21 protein-coding genes and 1 pseudogene are annotated in these 19,857 nt (G+C 72.4%); 11 read left to right on the top strand and 11 right to left on the bottom strand.

Annotation, left to right across the window (positions count from 1 at the left end):
• Nucleotides 1-31: 31 nt before the first annotated feature.
• Nucleotides 32-352 carry a hypothetical protein gene (locus tag ABZ386_RS12315; RefSeq protein WP_351333300.1) on the top strand — a complete coding sequence of 107 codons (321 nt, stop codon included), beginning with the start codon at nt 32-34 and terminating at the stop codon, nt 350-352.
• Nucleotides 353-368: 16 nt separating this feature from the next.
• Here ABZ386_RS12315 and ABZ386_RS12310 read toward each other — a convergent pair whose 3' ends face one another.
• The 5 genes from ABZ386_RS12310 to ABZ386_RS12290 all read right to left on the bottom strand — a co-directional run bounded on the left by ABZ386_RS12310 (nt 369) and on the right by ABZ386_RS12290 (nt 5,870).
• Nucleotides 369-839, bottom strand: coding sequence for an ester cyclase (locus ABZ386_RS12310; protein ID WP_358964688.1), 471 nt, complete (start codon nt 837-839; stop codon nt 369-371).
• A 94-nt stretch (nt 840-933) separates the two neighbouring features.
• The gene (locus tag ABZ386_RS12305; protein WP_356502500.1) at nt 934-3,078 is read right to left on the bottom strand and encodes an EAL domain-containing protein; all 2,145 of its coding nucleotides are present in this window, start codon (nt 3,076-3,078) and stop codon (nt 934-936) included.
• Nucleotides 3,075-3,887, bottom strand: coding sequence for an SAM-dependent methyltransferase (locus tag ABZ386_RS12300; RefSeq protein WP_351333309.1), 813 nt, complete (start codon nt 3,885-3,887; stop codon nt 3,075-3,077). Before ABZ386_RS12300 ends, ABZ386_RS12305 begins: the two co-directional genes overlap by 4 nt.
• Before the next feature lie 332 nt (nt 3,888-4,219).
• Complete coding sequence (locus ABZ386_RS12295) at nt 4,220-5,203, bottom strand: SCO0930 family lipoprotein (protein WP_114256716.1); 984 nt, start codon at nt 5,201-5,203, stop codon at nt 4,220-4,222.
• Between the two features lie 283 nt (nt 5,204-5,486).
• Complete coding sequence (locus tag ABZ386_RS12290; protein ID WP_356502504.1) at nt 5,487-5,870, bottom strand: hypothetical protein; 384 nt, start codon at nt 5,868-5,870, stop codon at nt 5,487-5,489.
• 76 nt (nt 5,871-5,946) lie between these two features.
• Between ABZ386_RS12290 and ABZ386_RS12285 the strand changes: the two genes are divergently transcribed.
• The 3 genes from ABZ386_RS12285 to ABZ386_RS12275 all read left to right on the top strand — a co-directional run bounded on the left by ABZ386_RS12285 (nt 5,947) and on the right by ABZ386_RS12275 (nt 7,615).
• Nucleotides 5,947-6,075, top strand: a complete 129-nt coding sequence (locus ABZ386_RS12285) for a hypothetical protein (protein ID WP_351333315.1) — start codon at nt 5,947-5,949, stop codon at nt 6,073-6,075.
• A gap of 51 nt (nt 6,076-6,126) precedes the next feature.
• On the top strand, nt 6,127-6,861 hold the full coding sequence (locus ABZ386_RS12280; protein WP_351334191.1) for a DUF4239 domain-containing protein: 735 nt from the start codon (nt 6,127-6,129) through the stop codon (nt 6,859-6,861).
• A gap of 220 nt (nt 6,862-7,081) precedes the next feature.
• A complete protein-coding gene (locus ABZ386_RS12275; protein ID WP_358964687.1) occupies nt 7,082-7,615 on the top strand; it encodes a hypothetical protein in 534 nt (177 codons plus the stop codon).
• A 121-nt stretch (nt 7,616-7,736) separates the two neighbouring features.
• Here the strand turns inward: ABZ386_RS12275 and ABZ386_RS12270 are convergent, their stop codons facing one another.
• Nucleotides 7,737-8,225 (bottom strand): hypothetical protein, encoded by a 489-nt coding sequence (locus tag ABZ386_RS12270; RefSeq protein WP_114256712.1) that lies wholly within the window; start codon nt 8,223-8,225, stop codon nt 7,737-7,739.
• A 351-nt stretch (nt 8,226-8,576) separates the two neighbouring features.
• Here ABZ386_RS12270 and ABZ386_RS12265 point away from each other — a divergent pair, with 351 nt between their 5' ends.
• On the top strand, nt 8,577-9,248 hold the full coding sequence (locus tag ABZ386_RS12265) for a class F sortase (RefSeq protein WP_351333321.1): 672 nt from the start codon (nt 8,577-8,579) through the stop codon (nt 9,246-9,248).
• On the opposite strand, the pseudogene ABZ386_RS12260 reads toward ABZ386_RS12265, so the two are convergent.
• Nucleotides 9,242-9,658: pseudogene (locus ABZ386_RS12260) on the bottom strand (LysR substrate-binding domain-containing protein); the annotation flags it as partial. The gene ABZ386_RS12265 and the pseudogene ABZ386_RS12260 overlap by 7 nt on opposite strands.
• A gap of 126 nt (nt 9,659-9,784) precedes the next feature.
• Here ABZ386_RS12260 and ABZ386_RS12255 point away from each other — a divergent pair.
• A complete protein-coding gene (locus ABZ386_RS12255) occupies nt 9,785-10,378 on the top strand; it encodes a DUF6817 domain-containing protein (protein ID WP_356502506.1) in 594 nt (197 codons plus the stop codon).
• Here the strand turns inward: ABZ386_RS12255 and ABZ386_RS12250 are convergent.
• Nucleotides 10,369-11,208 (bottom strand): polysaccharide deacetylase family protein, encoded by an 840-nt coding sequence (locus ABZ386_RS12250; RefSeq protein ID WP_351333327.1) that lies wholly within the window; start codon nt 11,206-11,208, stop codon nt 10,369-10,371. The two genes, ABZ386_RS12255 and ABZ386_RS12250, sit on opposite strands and share 10 nt — an antisense overlap.
• 394 nt (nt 11,209-11,602) lie before the next feature.
• On the opposite strand from ABZ386_RS12250, the gene ABZ386_RS12245 reads away from it, so the two are divergent.
• A complete protein-coding gene (locus tag ABZ386_RS12245) occupies nt 11,603-12,064 on the top strand; it encodes a universal stress protein (protein WP_351333329.1) in 462 nt (153 codons plus the stop codon).
• Nucleotides 12,065-12,140: 76 nt separating this feature from the next.
• On the opposite strand, the gene ABZ386_RS12240 is transcribed toward ABZ386_RS12245, so the two are convergent.
• Complete coding sequence (locus ABZ386_RS12240; protein WP_351333332.1) at nt 12,141-13,295, bottom strand: CapA family protein; 1,155 nt, start codon at nt 13,293-13,295, stop codon at nt 12,141-12,143.
• Nucleotides 13,296-13,517: 222 nt separating this feature from the next.
• Between ABZ386_RS12240 and ABZ386_RS12235 the strand changes: the two genes are divergently transcribed.
• The 4 genes from ABZ386_RS12235 to ABZ386_RS12220 all read left to right on the top strand — a co-directional run bounded on the left by ABZ386_RS12235 (nt 13,518) and on the right by ABZ386_RS12220 (nt 16,816).
• Nucleotides 13,518-14,063, top strand: a complete 546-nt coding sequence (locus ABZ386_RS12235; RefSeq protein WP_351333335.1) for a sigma-70 family RNA polymerase sigma factor — start codon at nt 13,518-13,520, stop codon at nt 14,061-14,063.
• Between the two features lie 151 nt (nt 14,064-14,214).
• Nucleotides 14,215-14,727, top strand: a complete 513-nt coding sequence (locus tag ABZ386_RS12230; protein WP_114256707.1) for a hypothetical protein — start codon at nt 14,215-14,217, stop codon at nt 14,725-14,727.
• A gap of 151 nt (nt 14,728-14,878) precedes the next feature.
• On the top strand, nt 14,879-15,532 hold the full coding sequence (locus ABZ386_RS12225) for a zf-HC2 domain-containing protein (RefSeq protein ID WP_351333339.1): 654 nt from the start codon (nt 14,879-14,881) through the stop codon (nt 15,530-15,532).
• A 102-nt stretch (nt 15,533-15,634) separates the two neighbouring features.
• Nucleotides 15,635-16,816, top strand: a complete 1,182-nt coding sequence (locus ABZ386_RS12220) for a PP2C family protein-serine/threonine phosphatase (RefSeq protein ID WP_358964686.1) — start codon at nt 15,635-15,637, stop codon at nt 16,814-16,816.
• A gap of 12 nt (nt 16,817-16,828) precedes the next feature.
• Here the strand turns inward: ABZ386_RS12220 and ABZ386_RS12215 are convergent, their stop codons facing one another.
• Both ABZ386_RS12215 and ABZ386_RS12210 read right to left on the bottom strand, forming a co-directional pair.
• Nucleotides 16,829-17,692 (bottom strand): DNA-formamidopyrimidine glycosylase family protein, encoded by an 864-nt coding sequence (locus ABZ386_RS12215; protein WP_356675240.1) that lies wholly within the window; start codon nt 17,690-17,692, stop codon nt 16,829-16,831.
• A gap of 22 nt (nt 17,693-17,714) precedes the next feature.
• Nucleotides 17,715-19,802, bottom strand: a complete 2,088-nt coding sequence (locus ABZ386_RS12210) for a SpoIIE family protein phosphatase (protein ID WP_351333347.1) — start codon at nt 19,800-19,802, stop codon at nt 17,715-17,717.
• Between the last annotated feature and the right edge of the window lie 55 nt (nt 19,803-19,857).

Here is a 19,857-nt window from a genome sequence, read left to right as displayed (position 1 = left end):
CCCGGCAGCCGTCCCTGCCTACCCTCGACCTGTGAGTGACGAGCAGTACGTCCGGTATCGGGACGACACGAAGGTGCTGGCCGCCATCGGGGCCTGCGTCGGCCGGCAGACGGGCCGGGTCGCGGTGCGGGTGCCGCGGGAGCTGGCGGAGGCGGCGGTGGCCGCCTGGGAGCGTACGGAGGACGGCGCGCCCGGCGCGGAGACCCCGGAGGAGTACGCGCTGCGGGACGGTGCCGCCGAGCTGGCGCTGATCGGCCTCGCGATCACCGAACGCGGCCGCTGGGAGGGCGAGGAGGTCGCCGTGGACCTGGACGTCGCCTCCGCGGGGGCGGCGCTGCGCGCGGCGCAGTGACAACGGCTCCCGCTCGTCACCCGCTCGCCGCCGCCCCCGCGCGGCGCGCGGCGGCGGCCGACCGGATCCGCTCCAGCGGGATGCCGGCCTGTTCGCACAGGCCGGCGAGATCGAAGTAGATCGCCTCGCCCGCCATCAGGCCGTCCCGGAAGGGGACGACGTTGGCGAAGGGCACCGCGAAGGCGCCCCCGCCGGGCGGCACGCCGAGCCACTCCCCCCGGCTGGTCCCCCGCAGCGTCCCCCACACGGCCAGGACGTCGTCGCCGTGGGCGATGCCCTCGTCCTCGGGGCTGAGGTCGGGGAACGCGGTGAAGTACTGCTGCCGGTAGGCAGCGCGCACCGCGTCCCTGCCCTGGCTGCGCAGCCCGAGCGCCTTGGTCTCGAGGAAGCAGTCCGGGACGAACGTGGCGAGGATGCTCTCGATGTCCCGGGCGGCCTCCGCCTCACGGTGGGTCTCGAAGAGCCGGCGCATCTCGGTGGTGTCCATACCCGTGCTCCCTCGGCCGGGGCCCGGTCGGGTCCTCTTCCTCGATCGTAGGGAGCGGTCCCGGGGCCGACCACCGGGACCGCTGTCCGTCCGCTCAGCCCGTGGCGTCCACCAGGGCCAGCTCGTGCAGCCGCTCCGGCGGGCCGGGGCGGGCGTAGTACCAGCCCTGTGCCGTGTCGCAGCCCAGTATCCGCAGCTGCTCGGCCTGTGCCCCGGTCTCCACGCCCTCCACCGTGACCGCGAGGTCCAGGCTGTGGGCCAGCGAGACGATCCCCTCGACGATCTTGAGGTCGACGGGGTCGGCCGGGAACTGCTGCATGCTCTGGGTGAAGGAGCGGTCCAGCTTCAGGATGCTGACGGGCAGGCGACGCAGGTTGGCGAGGTTGGAGTAGCCCGTGCCGAAGTCGTCCAAGGCGATGTCGACGCCCATCTCCGCCAGTCGGCGCAGCGGCTTCAGCAGGTCGTCGTCGGCACCGATCAGCGCCGACTCCGTGACCTCCAGGCAGAGGGCGTCGGGCTCGATGCCCGTGCGTTCCAGGATGTCGACGGTGTCCTGGACCAGGCCCGGGTGCGTCAACTGGCAGGGCGAGAGGTTCACGTTGATCCGCAGCGGGCCCACCGCCTCGACGCCACCCTGCAGTTCCCGCCACTCGCGGGCCTGGCGCACCGACTGCTCCAGGACCCAGCGGCCCAGCGGCACGATCAGCCCGGTGTGCTCGGCGAGCGGGATGAACCGGTCCGGGCCGAGCACGCCGTGCTGCGGGTGCAGCCAGCGCACCAGGGCCTCGGCGCCCCGGACGCTGCCGTCGCCGAGGTGCACCAGCGGCTGGTACTCGATGAAGAACTCGCCCCGCTCCAGCGCCGTCGGCAGCGCGGTGGTGAGGCCGTGCCGGGTGATGGCGCGGGCGTCCGCCTCCGGGTCGGCCAGCTCGAAGCGGTTGCCGCCCGCCGACTTGGCCCGGTACATGGTGATGTCGGCGCTGCGCAGCACCTCGGCGGGGCTGCGCTCCCCGGCGGGGCCCTCGACGATGCCGATGCTGCCGCGCACGGTCAGCTCGCGGCCGTCGACGCTGATCGGCGCGAGCAGCGCGTTCATGATGCGGGAGGCGAGCTCGTCGACCTCGCGCTGGGTGTCGGGGCCGGTGGTCAGGGCCACGAACTCGTCGCCGCCGAGCCGCGCGACCATCTCACCGGGGGCGGTGGCGCAGGACTGCAGCCGGTCGGCGACCTCCACCAGCAGCCGGTCGCCGGCCGCGTGGCCGAGGCTGTCGTTGACGGTCTTGAAGCCGTCCAGGTCGAGGTAGCACAGCCCGAAGCGCTGGCCTTCCCCGGCGGACAGCGCCTTCTCCAGCCGCTCGAAGAAGAAGGTGCGGTTCGGCAGGCCGGTGAGGGCGTCGTGCGTGGCCTCGTAGCGCAGCCGCAGGTTGAGCAGCCGCCGCTCGGTGGTGTCCTCCATGAGGGCGAGCTGGTACTGCGGATTGCCGTCGGCGTCCCGCAGCAGGGAGACCGTCAGGTTGGTCCACAGGACCGTTCCGTCGGGGCGGTAGAACGCCTTCTCCAGGTGGTAGTGCTCCCGGTCGCCGCGCACGAGTTCGTCGTAGAGCCGCCACGTCTGGGGCGCGTCGTCGGGGTGGGTCCACTCCCTGACCTTGCGGCTGCGCATCGTCTGCTCGGAGACCCCGAACATGCGCAGCAGCGCGCCGTTGACCTGGAGGATGTTGCCCTCCAGGTCGGCCATGCCGATGCCTATGGCCGCGCCCTCGAAGACGGCGCGGAAACGGGCCTCGCTCGCGTGCAGGGCCTGCGCGACCACGCCCTGCGCCTGAAGCGCGGCCTGCGCGATGGCCTCCTGTTCGGCCAGGGTCCGCTCGCGCAGCGCCCGTGCGAAGCCGGCGGCCATCGCGTGCTGCAGACGCGCGCACCGGGCCCGCAGGTCCTCCGGGTCGCCGTCGTTCCCGCAGTACAGGACGAGGTAGGCGTCCACGCAGTCCAGCGTGCGGCTGAGTGCCTCGGGGTCGGTGCAGTGCGCGTCCACGAGGGCGGCGCCGACCGCCTTGCCCGCGTCGGCGTCGAAGGCCCGGGCCAGCAGTGCCTCGCTCAACCGCCGGGCCAGCGGCAGCAGTTGCGCCTCGAACTCGGGGCGGGTCGACGACGTCGAGGTGACCGGAAAGACGGCCCGGCTCCAGATCGTCGCGAACCGGCGGAGTCTGTCCTCCGGCCCGTCCGGTTCCGCGATCACGCCGTACGCCCCACGCCCGCGAAACCGGAGAACGCGTACGGATCCTCGTCCTCCGGTGTGGTGTCGGGCCGCCAGCGCGGCATCGCCACCAGTCCGGGTTCCACCATGTCGTACCCCTCGAAGAACCGCGCGATCTCCTCGCGCGAGCGCATGATCAGCGGGTTGCGGATGTCCTCGTACACGTCCACCGCGCCCCCGGCCCGCTCCGGCGGCAACGGGATCCCCTCGTAGGAGGCGTGGGTGAGCACGAGCAGGCTGCCGGGCGCGAGCGCCTCGCGCAGTTCGGCCACCGCCCCGTACGGATCGTCCTCGTCCTCCACGAAGTGCAGTATGGCAACGAGGAGCAACGCCACTGGCTGATTCAGGTCGATCAGCCGCTCCACCTCGGGGCTGCGCAGGATCTCCTGGGGCTTGCGCAGGTCCGCGGCGACGACGGCCGCGTCCTCGTTGCCCTCCAGGACCGCCTGGCTGTGCGCCACGGCCACCGGGTCGTGGTCGACGTAGACCACGTGCGCGCCGGGGCTGGCGGCCTGGGCGATCTCGTGGACGTTGCCGAAGGTGGGGATGCCGGAGCCGATGTCCAGGAACTGGGTGATGCCCTGGTCCGCCGCGTAGCGCACGGCGCGGCGCATGAAGGCCCGGTTCGCCTGCATGATCTTGGGGAGTCCCGGCATGAACTCCATGGCCCTGCGGGCCGCTTCCCGGTCGACCTCGAAGTTGTGCGATCCGCCCAGGTAGTAGTCGTACATCCGGGAGACGCTGGGCACCGAGATGTCGATGCTCCGTGGGGCCCAGGCGGGACGCTCCATCTATCTCTCCAAGGCGTAGGCGATCCGGTGTTCGAGCAGAGGCTACTGATCGCCCGCCAATGGAGCGACCCGAAACGGAAATTGACCGTCCGTTCCCGGTCACTGCCTGCGGCACGTGCCGAATTGATACCCGTCCGCATGCCCTTCGAACATATGACGAACAGTGTCCGAGGCATTCCGGAGAGTTCCGGTCCGGAAGGGGAAGAGTGTCGAGAATTCGATGAGTTCAGGTGAAGCGCGGCAAAACGGTCCACCCCCTCCGTGGAGCACGGAGGGGGTGGACCGGGTCGACGCCGCCGGGTGACGAGATGATCAACCCTGGGGAGGTTTCTCTACTTCGCCGGGGCGCCGACCGGCTTTCCGTCGGGCCGCACCGCGTACCAGGTGCCGCCGACGCCCTGGCCGTTGGTGTCGCCGGGGGCCTTGTCACCGGCGAAGGTGTAGATGGGCGAGCAGTTGATCGTCTGCTGCTTGCCCTTGCCGTCGGTCCGCTCGAAGATCATGTAGCCCTTCTTCTGGATGCCCTTGGTGTCGTTGAAGTCGACGGGCTCCACCAGCGGCCACTTCTCCAGGCACTCCCCGGAGCAGTTGGAGACGGGCTTCGGCCAGGCCTCGTCCTTCATGAACCGGTAGACGGTCATGCCGTTCTTGTCGACGACGATCTCGCCGAGCTTGGGGTCGTTGCGGGTGGACAGCCCGGCCAGGTCCCCGGCCTCACCCGCGGCGGCGGCCCCGCCGCCCTGCGCCTTCTTGCCGTCGGGGGCGAGCGCGTACCACTTGCCGCCCACGCCCTGGCCCTTGACGTCACCCGCGTTGACGTCCTTGGCGTAGCGGTAGGCCGGCCAGCCGCCCACCGTCAGCTGCTTGGTGCCGTCGGCCCGGGTCACGGAACCGAGCAGCGACTTGTCGATGCCCTCTCCGGCCTCGGCGTCGTCCGCGGGCACCGGCGGCCAGGTCTTGGCGCAGTCGCCGTCGCAGTTCGACTTGGGCGGCTGGTCGGTGTCCTGGTCGAACCGGTACAGCGTGAGACCGAGGCTGTCGGTGACCACCTTGCCGACCTCCTCGGCGGTGGCGACCGACAGCTTGCCCGCGGGGTTGGACGGGCTGGAAGGACTCGGCGCGGCCGACTGGCCGCTCGCGATACCGCCCACCCCGTTCTCGGTGCCGGTACCGATGTTTCCGTAGTCCCCGGGCGCCGCCGTCGCGCCCACGTTCTGGCTGGCCGCCGGTGGGCTGTCCTGACCGCACGCCGTCGTCAGCGCCAGGACCGCCGCGGCGCTCGCCACGAGTGAGGCGCTCCGCCAGGAGGTCTTCATCGTCAACTCCCCATAATCGCAAGGGTGTTGCAGCGCCCTGCTGCGCCGCCGCACGGTCATGAGTACGCATGGGGGCGGTGCTCGTGTTCAACGTCCGGCCAAATTTCTTTCCGGAACCTGTGACAGCCGCCGCACACGCGTCCCGGCCCACAACCGCTACGCACGACCACGGGTCAAACCGGCATCCCCCGAATATCCCTCTTTCGAGGCAATCCCCTTGCGCTGCGGCCCGCCCGGGCGGCACAGGGCTCATGATCTTCGTCGTGTATGGACCCCTTTCGACTCAACCCGCCCTTGCCGCACGGGCCTTGGCGGTGGCGACGCTGACCTGGGCGCTCGTCGGCGCACCGGCCGGAGTGGCGGAGGCCACCTCCTGCGCGTACGCCTCGACGGGGCCGGACGGCATCAAGGCGGTGGCGGTCGCCGGGAGCAAGACGTGGCCGACCAAGCCGCCGTGCCCGACACCCACACCGACCCCCACGCCCACACCCACGCCTCCTCCGCCGAAACCGACCCCGAGCCCGACGCCGACGCCGAGCCCGGACCCGCCGCCGCCCTCACCCAAGCCCCCGCCACCGAAACCACCGCCCACCGCCAAGCCGGAGCCGCCGCCTCCGCCCGCGCCCCGCCCGGCGGCGCCCGCACCCCGGCCGACTCCGAGGCCCACGCCTCCCCCGCCCGCTCCGCCGGCGCCCGCCCCGAAACCGTCGGCCAGCCCCGCCCCGCGTCCGTCCGCGACGCCCGTGCACTACCCGCGCTACCGGGCCGCGCCACGGCCGCGCCCGTCGAACAACAGGCTGTCACCGCTCACCTTCGTCCTGCTCGTCACGGTGCCCGCGGTGGTCGCCGTCGCCGCGCTGCGCGCGCGCTGATCCCTGAACTGGAGGCACCTCTTGCCGGAATGGCTTGTTCTCACCCTCGCGATGCTGGCCGCCTGCGCCGTGGTGGTCGTCATCACCCTCGTACGGCACCGCAGGGCGCCCGAGGACGAGGACCCCAGCGAGACCCCTGACGTCATCGAGTACATGACGATGTGGATCGGTGTCGTGTACGCCATCGTCCTGGGCCTGGCCATCGCCGGTGTCTGGGAGGGCCGCAGCGCCGCCCAGGACCACGTCCAGGCCGAGGCGACCGCGCTGCACGAGATCTCGGAGCGGGTCCGGGTCTACCCGGCCGGCGAACGCGACCGCATCCGGGACGACATCCACGCCTACGTCAGCCACGTGGTCACCACCGAGTGGGACACCATGGCCGACTCGGGCCAGGTCACCGAGCGCGGCAACGAGCTCTTCGAGCGGGTCCGCGCGTCCGTCACCGACTACGAGCCGAAGACGGACTTCCAGGCCCAGGCGTACCAGCCGCTCCTCGACCAGGTGACCGCGGCGAGCCAGGCCCGGATCGCCCGGGCGGAGGCGACCGGGGAGACCATGCCGGGCGTGGTGTGGTTCGGGCTGATCACCGGGGCCGTCGTCACCATCGGGATGATCTTCGCCCTGCAGATCCGCAGAACGACACGGGAACTGGTCCTCGCCGGGCTGTTCTCGGCGCTGATCGCCTTCCTGCTGTTCCTGATCTGGGACTTCGACTCGCCCTACAGCCGGGGCGTGACCGCGTCGGCGGACCCGTTCCTGAACCTCTTCCCGGGCGCCGGGGACTGACGGCGCCCCCACCGCGGATCCGGGCCGGGGGGCGTGCGACACACCGTCGCCGTCCCCCGGTCGCGGTACCGGCGCTCCCCCGGGCGGCCCCCCGTACCCCGTTTGCGCTGCTCCGATCGCGCCACTGCGGGCACGTTCCTAGCGTTTCGGGCATCGAGGTGCATGTGTGACGTGAGCGGAACAGGTCCGCGGCTGCTCCTCGGGGACCGGAGGATCCATCATGCGCGCGATACGCGTCGCTTCGGCCGTACTGCTGGGCGCCGGCGCCCTCACCTCCTGCGTGCCCGCCGCCGACGCGGCGATCCGGACCGACTTCGGCTTCGCCGTCGAACCCTCCACCGTCGCGGCGGGCGGCCGGGTCACGCTGCGGGTGGAGCGCAACGAGGCGTGCCGGGGGGAGGCAGCCGTCTCCTCGCCGGTCCTCGACGTGGTCACCATCCCGCCGGGGAAGTCGTCGGCGACGGCCGTGGTCGACTGGGACGCCGAGCGCGGCGCCGTCTACGACGTGGAGTTCGTCTGTGACGAGTCGAGCGGCACCGCCCGTCTGACCATCGCCGGCGGTCGTCCGACCCACCACCCCACGCCGCACCCGACGCACCACCACCGTCACCCGAAGGGCGTGCACGCCGGTGAGGGCGGCACCTTCGCCGGGCTCGACCTCAAGGAGATCGGCCTCGGCGCCGCGCTCATCGCCGGTTCGCTCGGCGCCGCCTACCACTTCTCACGCCGCCGCACCGACGAGGACGCCGGCTGAGACGAGGACGCCGGCCGACGCACGCCCGCAGGTGTTCGCCCCGGGTTCCCCCCCGCGAGGGAGACCCGGGGCGCACACCGTTCACGTGCGAGGCGACCGCTCGTAAGAAGGCCGGGGAGCGTCAGACGCGCCGCTCGGCCCGGCGGCGCATCCAGAACACGCCACCGCCGACGACCGCCGCGGCCACCAGGCCGCCGCCGATGGCCATGTCGGTCGGGGTCGCGCCGGTGGTGCTGCTGCCGCCGACACCGCCGCGGACACCGCCGATGACGGTGAAGGCCTGCGGCTTGGTCAGCGACTTGCCGTTGCAGGTGACCGTGATGTCGTACGGGCCCGGGCGGGCGTTGCTGTTGATGGTGGCGGTGCCCTTCGCCATCTCGTTGCGTCCGCCGTGGACGGGCGAGAGCCGCGTCGGCGAGAAGGCGTTGGACGTGGCCGTGCCGCCGTTGCGGCAGCCGTCGACCGTGATGGTCAGCTGGCCGCCGCGGGCGATGACGCTCGGCAGGGCGACGATGTTGCTGGGTGAGTCCCACGCGACGGCCGCGGGGGCGGAGAGGCCGAGGGCGGCGACCGCCGCACCGGCGACCGCCAGGGCACGAGTGTTAGGCATGTGAACCTCCGCGGAAGACGCCCCGGGACCCGTCCCCGGTCGATCGGCGAGAAAGCGCCTCCCAGAAAGACAGTCAGTTGCCTTGTGCGCAGCCGCATTTCGGGAATGGTCCGTCCTGGTGAGAGAGGGCGCCGCGGGAAAAGCACACAATCGGATATCGCCGCAGGTCACGCACTGTCGGAAATTTCCTCACGGCGGCAACTCGGATGGCGCACCTCAGGGCGCCGTGCCGCCCCGCACGGCCGTGGGCCACCCGTTCGCTCCTGCCCCGTCGCCGCTTTCACGCACGGCACTTAGCGTTCTGATATGCGCGACTGACACGGCGACGGCCGGGTCGAGAGGGGAAAGCGAATGTCTGCGTCCGAGCTGGCCGAGGCGGAAGAGGAGGCGCGGCGGAAGAAGCGTGCCCCGTGGGGCGTGATAGCGCTTGTTCTGCTGACCGGCCTCGCGCTCATTCGGAATGGTTCGGGGGAGTTCGACGAGGGTCCGCCGCAGCCGGCCACGGCCGCCGCGGCGGACAGCCGAGTGCCCGCCGCCACCTTCGCCGGCACCGTACGGCCCCTGCCCTACGCCCTGCCGGACCGGGTCCGGATCCCGGCCATCCAGGTCGACGCGCCGATCATCCCCGTGGGCCTGGACGCGGACGGCTGGGTGGGGGCACCGCCGCCGGAGGACCCGAACCTGGCCGGCTGGTTCACCGGTGCCGTCACACCCGGCGAGAAGGGCACGGCGGTCGTCGTCGGCCATGTCGACAACCAGCAGGGCCCCGCCGTGTTCTACGGGCTCGGGGCGCTGAAGAAGGGGAACCGCGTCGAGGTCGCCCGGCAGGACGGAAAGACCGCCGTGTTCGAGATCTACGGCGTCGAGGTGTTCGAGAAGGACAACTTCCCCGGCGACCGTGTCTACGCGTCCAAGGGCGCCGCCGAGCTGCGGGTCATCACCTGCGGCGGCGGATTCTCCGAGCAGGACGGCTACGCCGGCAACGTCGTTGCCTTCGCCCGCCTGACCGAGGTGCGTTACTGATCATCGCCGGTCGGGCAGGCGTGGCGTTCTCGGTGTGCGCGGGCGGCCCTCTCACTGCAACTGCCGGCGACGGTGTCGGCGAAGAGCCGTGCGAGGGGGCTGAGGGCGTCCCACCGGCGCACGGCCCAAGCCACGGGGAGAGGCGGCAGGTCGGAGATGGGGAGGAGACGGAGGGGACCGTCGTCGCCCGGTACCTGCCGGCCGGGCAGGCCGGCCACGTCGATGCGAGTCCGGCGTGCGAGCGGATCGTCGGCCCGGACGGCCAGTACCCAGGGCAGATCGACGAGGGGGCGCTGCTCGATGCCGCGCACCGGGCTGCCGATGGTGACCCAGGCGAGGTCCAGGTTGCCGTCGGCCAGGGCGTCGAAGCAACTGCGGCTGGAGGTCTCGGTCTGGAACTCCAGGCTCACAGACTCACGCCGGTCTCCCGTTCCAACCGTTTCACGTGCTGTTACAGCTTGGGTGTAACCCGCAATCAATAGGATTGACTGGGGTCGGCGCCACCCACGATGATCAGTGCAGGGCCCAGGCGAGCGATGGAAGGACCCCGCACCGTGCCTGCTTCCTCTGCCGCTTCCGGTCGGGCGATCGCGCTTCTGCGCGAGTTCGGCGCCGCGGAGATCGACCATCCGGGCGGTACTCTCCTCGCGCACGTCCAGCGCGTCCAAGAGCAACTCGCCGTGTGGGACGCACGCCCCGCCCTGCAACTTGCGGGTCTGTGCCACGCGTTCTACGGCACCGACGGCTTCCCCGCCGCACTGCTGTCTCCGGACCGCCGCGACGAACTCGCGGCGGTGATCGGGGCCGAGGCCGAAGGCATCGTTTACCTCTACGCCTCGTGCGACCGGAAGGCCACCTATCCGGCGCTCGCGGACGCCGACGCCCCCTTCCACGACCGGTTCACGGGTCATGCCCGTATTCCGGAGCCGCAGTTGCGCCGGGACTTCGCCGAGCTGTCCGCCGCCAACGAACTCGACCTCGCCCGCATCGATCCGGCCTTCCGCGAGAAGTGGGGATCCGAACTCCTCGCCCTGTTCACCCGCTTCCGCCCCTTGCTGAGCCAACCAGCCTGGTCGGCCTGCAACGTGGTGCTTGCGGGGGGCACATCGGAAACGGGCCGTCACGCGTAGTGCCGCCGGGGCACGGTGACGCGGTAGCCGGAGTCCAGCAGTCCGGGAAGGTAGCGCCGCAGGGCCCGCACGCTCTGCGAGCGGTCGCCCCCGGCGTCGTGCGAGAGCACCACGACGCCGGGAGCGGCGCCGTTCTCGATCCGCCTCACGATCGACCGGGTGCCCGGGGTCGTCCAGTCGAGCGTGTCGAGCGTCCAGGCGAGGGGTTCCATGCCGAGTTCGGCGCCGATCTGGAACGTGGCGCGGTTCCAGGCACCGTAGGGCGCGCGGAACCACTCGGGGCGCTCCCCGCAGGCCTCCTCGATGACGTCGCTGGTGCGTTCCATCTCCCGGCGGATCTGCCGGCGGGTGAGGCGGGTGAGCAGCGGGTGGGACCAGGTGTGGTTGCCGACGACATGACCCTCGTCGGCCATCCGGGCCAGCAGTTCCCTGCTGTCGGCGGCCATCTCGCCGCACACGAAGAACATGGCGCGGACGTCGTACTCGGCCAGGGTGTCCAGGATGTCCGGGGTGTAGCGGGGGTCGGGGCCGTCGTCGAAGGTCAGCACCATGGTGCGGCCCCGCCCGGAGAAGCGGAGCAGCGGTTCGCTGCGTACCAGGGTCCGGCGCGGCGCGGCGTGCGGCGGGCCGTAGCCGGTCAGGGGCTGGAGGCGGTACGCGGAGGCACTGCGGGCGCGGCGGGCCTGGGCGCCCGCGGCGGAGCCGGAGCCGGAGCCGGCGGGGACGTCCCCGGTGACCGCCGTGAGCACCCCGGCCGCGGCGGCCGCTCCCACGGCGCCGGCGCCCGCGAGCAACGCCGCGCGTCGGGTGAGCAACTGATCCTTCTTCATGACTCATCAGTCGCCCGGCGGAGGGCCGACGCACCTGAGCAACACCGGTGCGGCGGCACGATTTCACCCGAACGGCTCACGCAGAAGGGTCAGTGGCGGCGCGCCGGGGGCCGAAGGTGTGGTGGCGGACGCGGATCCGGTCCGGCAGGCCGGGGAGGGGTCGGCGGGCTCGGTCCCGTCCCCTCCGGCGAGGCCGAGCGCCGCCAGCGACGGCGGCCCTTCTCGTGGCGACGGGCCGCCGTCCGCCTGTCGGGTGCCCTTTTTCCGACGAGTTGAGCACCATGAACTCCATGACGGCGCGGAGGGCGGTGCGTTGGCGTTCCCCTCGGAGGCAAGGTGCGGCCTCGACCTCCCTCCCGGCTGCCGGGCCCGCCGCCTCCGATAACCTCGCGCCGTGACGGAACAGCACTCCCCTCAGTTCGAGCGGGGCACGGACGGGCCGAAGGTGATCGTGGTCGGGGTGGACGGCTCCGACTCCTCCCTGCGGGCCGCGGCCTACGCCGGTGGTCTGGCCCGGCGGCAGCACGCGCTGCTCGCCGTGGTGTACGTGCAGCCCGTGCTGGCGGCCGGGGCGGCGCTCGGGGCGCCGGTGGCCGAGACGACCGACGAGATCGCCGAGGACCTGGTGGCGCAGATCCGGGACGCGGCGGAGCGGCTCAAGGGGATATTCGAGGTCCGCTGGGAGTTCCACACGTTCCGCGGCGACCCGTACAGCGGCCTGGTGAAGGCGGCCGACGAACTCAAGGCGGACGCGGTGGTCGTGGGCGCCTCGGAGCAGGCGGGCCACCGCATCGTCGGCTCGGTGGCGGTACGCCTGGTGAAGGCGGGCCGCTGGCCGGTGACGGTGGTGCCTTAGCGGGACCTGGGACTTTGGCCGGTGTAAACGGAGGGGGACGGCGCCTGCTGGGTGCTGACCCGCCGGCGCTCCGGGCCTACTCCCCCATCACCAGTCCCTCCTTCGCCGCGCCCCGGCTGAGGACGACGTCCCGGATGCGGTCGCGTACGGCCCGGACGTCGGCGCCCTGGGCGAGGGCCCGGTTGAGGTTGACGACCCGGCCGGCGTCGACGTCGAACAGTTGCGGGACGAACTCCGCCTTCGTCACCTCCCAGCGGCCGCCCGGCCGTGCGGGCGGGGCGAAGGTGAAGCGGCCGAGGGTGGACTGGTTGCCGCGCGGGTCCTTGGCGCCCTGGTGGTTGGTCATCAGACCGGCGATCTGGTCGCCCATGCCGTAGATCACCCAGGTGCCGTTGACCTTCTCGTAGGCCTGCGGGACGTGCGCGTGCGTGCCGAGGATCAGATCGATGTCGGGACGCCCCTCGGTGCGGGCGGCGGTGAGGTTCCGGGCCAGGGTCAGCTGCCGGTCGTCGGGGGCGTCCTGCCATTCGGTGCCCCAGTGCAGGGAGACGACGACCACGTCGGCGCCCGTCTCCCGCGCGGCCCGGGCGTCCGCCAGGATCCTGCCCTCGTCGATGAGGTTGACGGCCCAGGGCTGTCCCTCGGGGAACGGGATGCCGTTGGTGTCATAGGTGTAGGCGAGGTGGGCGATCCGCGCCCGGCCCGCCTGGAGCATCGTCACCGTGCGGGCCTCCTCCTCGGCGCGTGCCGAGCCGGCGTGCCGTACGCCCGCCCGGTCGAGGGCGTCCAGGGTGCGGCGGATGCCGTCGGCGCCGTCGTCCAGGGTGTGGTTGGAGGCGGTGGAGCAGCCGTCGTAGCCGGTGGCGGCGAGGGCCGGGGCCACCTCGGGCGGGGACTTGAAGGCCGGGTAGCCGGTGTAGTGGCCGTTCGCGCCGTAGACGGTCTCCATGTGGCACAGGGCCACGTCGGCGCGGTCGACGACGGAGCGGATCCCGGCGAGCATCGGCCGGAAGTCGTAGCCGGTGCCTCCGGCGTCGAAGCGGGCCCGGTCGATGATCGAGTCGTGCGGGAGGACGTCGCCGGAGGCGACCAGGGTGAAGCCGCGGGGCTCGGCGGGGGACGGTGCCGGGCGCCCGGAGCCGGGCGGTTCATGGTCACGGGCCTGGCAGGCGGCGCCTGCGGCGAGGACGACGGTCAGGGCCAGGGCCACCTGTCGACTGCGTGTGATCATCCATTCACCCCACGGTGGGCGTTGTGGTCGTATTTACACACAAACAGGAAAGAAGGCCCACGCCGCCCCACGCGGCTCCGACACGCTCATCAGCCCGACCGGCACCCGCCCGGTGGAGCGCCCCGACCGTTCGTCGAACCGTTCGTCGACGCGATCGACCGTCCGCCGCACAGCCGGGTACGTGGCCTGTGCCACAGCCACGCCCTGCGGTGGCATACGGCCATGACGGCCGGATCCACACTCACGAACGGGACGACCGCCGAGCACGAGCTCGCCGCACTGCAGCGGGAGCACGGCCGGCCCCTCTTCGCGCTGCTGCTCCGGCTCTGCGACGGCGACCGGCAGCGCGCGGAGGACCTGGTCCAGGAAACGCTGGTGCGCGCCTGGCAGCACCCCGAGGCCCTGCGCGCCGACGACTTCGACTCCGTACGCCCCTGGCTGATGACCGTCGGGCGGCGGCTCGCGATCGACGCCCGGCGGGCCCGGCAGGCCCGTCCGCCCGAGGTCGGCGACGCGGTGCTGGAGAACGCGCGGGTCAGCTCCGACCACGCCGAGCGGGCCGCGGCGATGCTCGACGTCCGCCGGGCTGTGAAGACACTCACTCCGGAGCACCGTGAAGTCCTGGTGCTCGTGTACTTCCAGGGGGCGAGTGTGGCGGAAGCCGCGGCGACCCTCGGGATCCCGCCCGGTACCGTGAAGTCCCGCGCGTACTACGCGCTGCGCGCCCTGCGCCGGGTGCTTCCGGGATACGCCGCCGACCTGCGGTGAAACCAATGGGTGAGTCAAGCCTCCGTAAAGCGCCTTGCTGAGGACCCCGGTTGAGTAATCGGCTGTTCTCATCCGTGTTCCGGATGGGGCCGACAACGCCCCGGAGCCCGGTGTCGGCCAACGCGCACGTACCGGAGGAAGGCAGGAAGGGATGCTGCACAGAGGGCAGGAGAGCACGGACGGCTCCGGCGGAGAACTGACCGTGCCCATGGCGTGGTTGTACGCCGAGTACATCGCCGACGAGCTGCTGCGGACCGGCGATCTGATGCCGCCGACGTCCTTCGAGTTCCGCGCCGGGCGCGACGCCCTGGCGCTGACGATCTTCCTCTCCGACACCGAGGGGGAACTGTCGGGCATCCGGGTCGTCACGCAGCTGGAGACGTGGCTGTCGCTGACCGCGTACGACCAGCCGTGGCAGGAGTGGGTGCGCGAGCGGCTCGCCGAGGTCGCCGCGACGGCCGCGGAGTCGGGCGGGCCGGCACCCGACCTGGAGCTGGCGGAGGAGGCCTGGCGCTGGCTGCAGGAGACGGAGCTGCTCGCACCCGATCTGAACGCGGTGCCGGGCGGCGCTCCGGTGGCCGGGGAGGACGAGGGACCGAAGGTCTGGACGCCCGCCTGGCAGCTCGGACTGCCGCTGGGGCACCTCGCGATCCACCTTTTTTAGATTTCCGCGGCCCCGGACCAATCCGCGGGCCGGAGGGCTCCGAATCCTTTGGTTGCGATTGTGTCACCGGCTTGAGTGATTCCGCTGCCTGGTCCGTACCGGTGGGAGCAAGGAGTAACCCCACCCGCACCCAACGGCACGAGGATTCGGCATGAGGTCCCTGGAAAGGCATCGCGACGTCGGCGCCTACGCGCTCGGCGTGCTGGACGAGGCGGAGGCCTTCCGCTTCGAGGACCACCTCATGGAGTGCCCTCGGTGCGCTGCAGAGGTGACGGAATTCGGCCCGACGACACGGCAGTTGATGCTGTACCGGCGGGCGACGCCGCGGTTCGTGCACCCGATGGCGCAGCCCGGGCCGCGCATGCTGGACCGGCTGCTGGCCGAAGTGGCCACCCGGCGCCGGGCCGGGCGCAGACGCGTGCTGTTCGCCCTGGCGGCCTCGGTGGCGTTCGCGGTGTCGGCGCCCGGGGTCGCGATGATGGCCCAGGGCAGCGGCGAGCAGGCCCTGACGGTCGCGGCGACCGACGCGCGCACGGGCGTGTGGGCGCAGGTCACGACGGAGGACGAGGCCTCGGGCAGCCAGCTCGAACTCCAGGTGAAGGACGCGGCCGGACCCCGCGCCTGCCACCTCGTGATCATCGGCCGCGACGGCACCGAGGAGACCGCCACCAGCTGGCACGGGCCCGGTCACGACGCCCATCCGAACACGATGATGGCCAGCTCCTCCCTGCACCCGGACCAGATCGCCCGCTACGAGATCCGCTCGTCGGCCGGCGAGGTCCTGGTGAAGCTCCCGTCGCCCTGAGGGGTGTGTGTCGTCCGTCCGCCCCTGTCGCCGGGCGGCCCGTGCGCCCCGGTGTGAGACTGCTGGACGACACACCCGGGCTGCGCGGCGAGGGGAGACGAGGTGACGACGGCGGAGACCGGTGACGGTCGCCTGGAGGAGTTCCTCGCCGATCCGGAGAGCTCGGCGCTGGACCTGGCCACGGCGGTGGCCCGCTGCACCAAGGCCGTGGGGATCCAGCACTCCGTGGTGTACCTGGCCGACATCCAGCAGCGCCGGCTCGTGCCGCTCACCGACGTGGCCTCGCCCCTGCCCGTCGACGACTCGCTCGCCGGCTGGACCTACCGCACCCAGTCGCTGCGCGTGGAGGAGTCGGAGTCGGGCGGCATGACGGCCTGGTTCCCGCTCCTGGACGGCGCTGAACGGCTCGGCGTGCTCTCCGTGCACTCCCCGGCGCTGACCCCGGCCGTGCTGCGCCGCGGCAGGGCCCTCGCCACCCTGCTCGCCATGATGATCACGTCGAAGCGGGCGTACAAGGACTCCTTCGTCCGGCGCACGCGCACCGAACCGATGCGGCTGCCCGCCGAGATGCTGCGGGCCTTCCTGCCGCCCCGCACGATCGGCACCGCGCACGTGGTGTCCACGGCCGTGCTGGAGCCGGCCTACGAGATCGGCGGCGACGCCTTCGACCACTCCCTGACGGAGACGACCCTGCACGCCGCGGTCCTCGACGCCATGGGGCACGACCTGGCCTCCGGGCTCACCACGGCCGTGTCACTGGCCGCCTGCCGCAACGCCCGGCGGACCGGGGCGGACCTGCCCGAGCTGGTGGAGTGCGTCGACGACGCGCTGGCGCACTGGCTCCCCGACCAGTTCTGCACGGGCGTCCTGGCCCAGCTGGACCTGGCCTCCGGGATGCTGCGGTGGTGCAACTGCGGGCATCCCCCGCCGCTGCTCATCCGCGACCAGCGGCTCCACGTGGACGCCATGCGGCGCGAGCCGGATCCGCCGATGGGGCTGCCGTCCCTGCTCGCCGGGCGGCAGCGGCAGACGCACGAGATCGCGCTGAAGCCCGGCGACCGGGTGCTGATGTACACCGACGGGGTGACCGAGGCCCGGGGCAGCGACGGCGGTGAGTTCGGCCTCGAACAGTTCGCCGACTACATCATCCGGGCGACGGCGGCGGGCGAGCTGGCGCCCGAGACGCTGCGGCGGCTCATCCACTCCATCCTGGACTCGCCCACCAGCCGGCTGCGGGACGACGCGACCATCCTGATGTTCGAGTGGACGCCGCCGACCCGGTGACGCGGGCCCGGGTCACTTCAGCAGGCGGGACATCCTGCGGTCCGCCAGCGGCTTGCCGCCCGTCTGGCAGGTCGGGCAGTACTGGAGCGAGGAGTCGCTGAAGGACACCTCGCGGATGGTGTCGCCGCACACCGGGCAGGGCTCGCCGGTGCGGCCGTGGACGCGCAGGCCGCTCTTCTTCTCGGCCTTCAGCCGCCCGGCCGCCACGCCCCGGGAGCGCTCGACCGCCTCGGTGAGCGTGTCGCGCAGGGCCGTGTACAGCCGCCCGGTCTCCTCCTCGCTCAGCGACGCGGCCAGCTTGAAGGGCGACATCCTCGCCGCGTGCAGGATCTCGTCGCTGTAGGCGTTGCCCACGCCCGCGATCAGGCTCTGGTCGCGCAACGCGCCCTTGAGCTGCCGCCGTTCACCGGCCAGCAGCTCCGCGAGGCGGGCTGCGTCGAAGTCGTCGGCGAGCGGGTCCGGGCCGAGCCGGGAGACGCCCGGCACCTCCTGCGGATCCCCGACGACGTACACGGCGAGCCGCTTCTGCGTGCCGGCCTCCGTCAGGTCGAAGCCCGCGCCGGTCTCCAGGGCCACGCGCAGCGCGAGGGGGCCCTTGCCGGGGCGGGGCGGGCCGTCGGGGAGGCGGTCCTTCCAGTGCAGCCAGCCCGCGCGGGCCAGATGCGTCACGAAGTGCGGGCCGCCGCCGGTCGCGAGGTCCAGGAACTTGCCGTACCGGCGTACGGCGGTGACCTCGCGGCCCTCCAGCGCGGACAGGGGCGGGTCGTACGTCTTCAGGACGCTGATCGCCACGGGCAGGACCCGTACGATCTCGTGGCCGACGAGGTGCTCGGTGAGGAAGTCCTTGAGCGCCTCGACCTCGGGGAGTTCCGGCATACGTCCAGAGTGCCACGTGGGGTCAGCCGGGGTCCGGTACGACGAACTCGCACCACACCGCCTTGCCGCCGCCCCGGGCCTCCACGCCCCACACGTCGGTGAGCAGGTCGACCAACAGCAGGCCCCGCCCGGAGACGCCCGAGTCGCCCGCCTCGCGGCGGCGCGGCAGGGCGCTGGAGGAGTCCTCGACCTCGACGCGCAGCCGGACCTCGGAGCCGGTGAGCGCCCGCAGGGTGACGATCGCGGAGCCCTCGGTGTGCATCAGGGCGTTGGTGATCAGTTCGTCGGCGACCAGTTCGATCTCGTCGGCGCGGTCGCGGGCGCCCCAGGCGGCGACCGCGGTGCGGATCATGTGCCGGGCCTCGGCGAGGGCCGCCGGGTCGCCGGGGGCCACGTGCCGCTGGAGCCGGCGGCCGGACTGCGGGCCGTCCGGGCCGCGCCGGCGCAGCAGGAGCAGCGCCACGTCGTCGTCGCCGCCGCGCTCGGCGGCCACGTCGATGAGCCGGTCGGCGAGGTCCCGTACGTCGTCGGGGCCGGTGTCGACGAGCGCGGTGAGGGTGCGCATGCCGTCGTCGAGGTCGGCGCCTGGCTGCTCGACGAGGCCGTCGGTGCACAGCAGCAGGGTGTCGCCGGGGTCGAGCTCCATGGTGCCCACCGGGTAGTCGAGGCGGCCGAACTCGGCGGACAGGCCGAGCGGCAGGCCGCCCGGGACGGTGACGCGGCGGCAGGAGCCGTCGGGGCGCCGCACGAGCGGATCGATGTGGCCGGCCCGGACCATCTGGAGCACGCCCGTGGACAGGTCGGCCTCGGCGTAGAGGCAGGTGGCGGAGCGGTCGGTGTCGAGTTCGTGCAGGAAGACGGAGGCGCGGGCCATGACGGTGGCCGGGGTGTGTCCCTCGGCGGCGTAGGCGCGCAGCACGATGCGCAACTGGCCCATGACGGCGGCCGCGTGGGTGTCGTGGCCCTGGACGTCGCCGATGACGGCGCCGACCCGGCCGCCGGGCAGCGGGATCAGGTCGTACCAGTCGCCGCCGATGTCCCGGCCGACGGAGCCGCCGATGGTGGCGGCACGGTAGCGGACGGCGACGTCGGCGCCGGGCACGCTCGGGATGGTCCGGGGCAGCATGGCCTGCTGGAGGCCCTGCGCGAGGTCCATCTCCTGCTCGTAGAACATGGCCCGCTGCAGGCTCTGCGCGATGCTGCTGCCGAGGGCGACGAGGATGTTGCGCTCCTCGGAGGTGAAGCCGCGCCGGTCGCTGTAGAGCAGGCCCATCGCGCCGATCGGCCGGGCCTGGACGATGAGCGGCAGGTAGGCGGCCGAGGTGATGTTCAGGTCGGTGATGTGCGGCCACAGGATCGGGTAGCGCTCGGCGAACTCCTCGGGCGACTCGATGAAGCACGGGCCGAGGGTCCGTACGGCCTCGCTCATCGGGTAGGGGTCGTCGATCCGGGTGACGTCCGTGCCGGGGACGAAGCTGCCCGCGGGTCCCTCGGCGACCAGGCGGATGCGGCCGGCCTCGACCAGGCCCATGACGAGGCTGGTGGCGCCCAGGTGGGTGAGGCCGTGGGTGTCCTTGAGGACGTCGATGACGTCCTGGACGGTGCGCGCGTGGGCGAGGGCGGCCGTGGTGAGTTCGACGACGTTGGTCTGCTCGCGGCGGGCCTCGTCCCGGTCGGCCTGGTCGCGGCGGGCGTCGCTCTCCACGAGTTCCTGGGTGGCGTCCCGGACGATGCCGATGATGCGGCGGGGCCGGCCGGTCTCGTCGCGCCGGATGTAGCCCTGGGTGTGGGTCCAGCGCAGGGTGCCGTCGCGGCGGCGGATGCGGAAGTAGGCGCCGTAGTTCTCGCTGCCGTCCTTCAGGGCCTGGGAGACGGCGGTGTCCAGGCGCCGGGCCTCGCCGGGCGGGACGCGCCGGGAGAGGGTCTCGGGGCGGTCGTCGTACTCGTCGGGGCGCACGTCGAAGACCTCGTGGGCCTGCGCGTCCATCTGCATCAGGCCGGTGTCCAGATCCCAGTCGAAGCTGCCCATCCGGTTGAGCGCGAGGATCGGGTCCGGGTGGGCGGGCCAGTCGTCCGGGAGGGACAGGGCGCTCGCTCCCCGATCAGCCATGGGCCCACCTTGCCAGGATTCGTCCGATTCTTCGACCGGATGTGCCGAGTGTACG

It is taken from the genome of Streptomyces sp. NPDC006140, from assembly GCF_040628815.1.
GTDB lineage: Bacteria > Actinomycetota > Actinomycetes > Streptomycetales > Streptomycetaceae > Streptomyces.
The sequence above is the reverse complement of the archived record's forward strand: the minus strand, read 5'-3'. Positions and strand labels throughout refer to the sequence as shown.

Bases quoted from the DNA above. Each gene is read 5' to 3' on its own strand.
- ABZ386_RS12310 (WP_358964688.1), bottom strand. From the start codon at position 839: ATGGACACCACCGAGATGCGCCGGCTCTTCGAGACCCACCGTGAGGCG.
- ABZ386_RS12300 (WP_351333309.1), bottom strand. From the start codon at position 3,887: ATGGAGCGTCCCGCCTGGGCCCCACGGAGCATCGACATCTCGGTGCCC.
- ABZ386_RS12295 (WP_114256716.1), bottom strand. From the start codon at position 5,203: ATGAAGACCTCCTGGCGGAGCGCCTCACTCGTGGCGAGCGCCGCGGCG.
- ABZ386_RS12280 (WP_351334191.1), top strand. From the start codon at position 6,127: ATGCTGGCCGCCTGCGCCGTGGTGGTCGTCATCACCCTCGTACGGCAC.
- ABZ386_RS12275 (WP_358964687.1), top strand. From the start codon at position 7,082: ATGCGCGCGATACGCGTCGCTTCGGCCGTACTGCTGGGCGCCGGCGCC.
- ABZ386_RS12270 (WP_114256712.1), bottom strand. From the start codon at position 8,225: ATGCCTAACACTCGTGCCCTGGCGGTCGCCGGTGCGGCGGTCGCCGCC.
- ABZ386_RS12265 (WP_351333321.1), top strand. From the start codon at position 8,577: ATGTCTGCGTCCGAGCTGGCCGAGGCGGAAGAGGAGGCGCGGCGGAAG.
- ABZ386_RS12255 (WP_356502506.1), top strand. From the start codon at position 9,785: ATGGAAGGACCCCGCACCGTGCCTGCTTCCTCTGCCGCTTCCGGTCGG.
- ABZ386_RS12250 (WP_351333327.1), bottom strand. From the start codon at position 11,208: ATGAAGAAGGATCAGTTGCTCACCCGACGCGCGGCGTTGCTCGCGGGC.
- ABZ386_RS12240 (WP_351333332.1), bottom strand. From the start codon at position 13,295: ATGATCACACGCAGTCGACAGGTGGCCCTGGCCCTGACCGTCGTCCTC.
- ABZ386_RS12235 (WP_351333335.1), top strand. From the start codon at position 13,518: ATGACGGCCGGATCCACACTCACGAACGGGACGACCGCCGAGCACGAG.
- ABZ386_RS12230 (WP_114256707.1), top strand. From the start codon at position 14,215: ATGCTGCACAGAGGGCAGGAGAGCACGGACGGCTCCGGCGGAGAACTG.
- ABZ386_RS12225 (WP_351333339.1), top strand. From the start codon at position 14,879: ATGAGGTCCCTGGAAAGGCATCGCGACGTCGGCGCCTACGCGCTCGGC.
- ABZ386_RS12215 (WP_356675240.1), bottom strand. From the start codon at position 17,692: ATGCCGGAACTCCCCGAGGTCGAGGCGCTCAAGGACTTCCTCACCGAG.
- ABZ386_RS12210 (WP_351333347.1), bottom strand. From the start codon at position 19,802: ATGGCTGATCGGGGAGCGAGCGCCCTGTCCCTCCCGGACGACTGGCCC.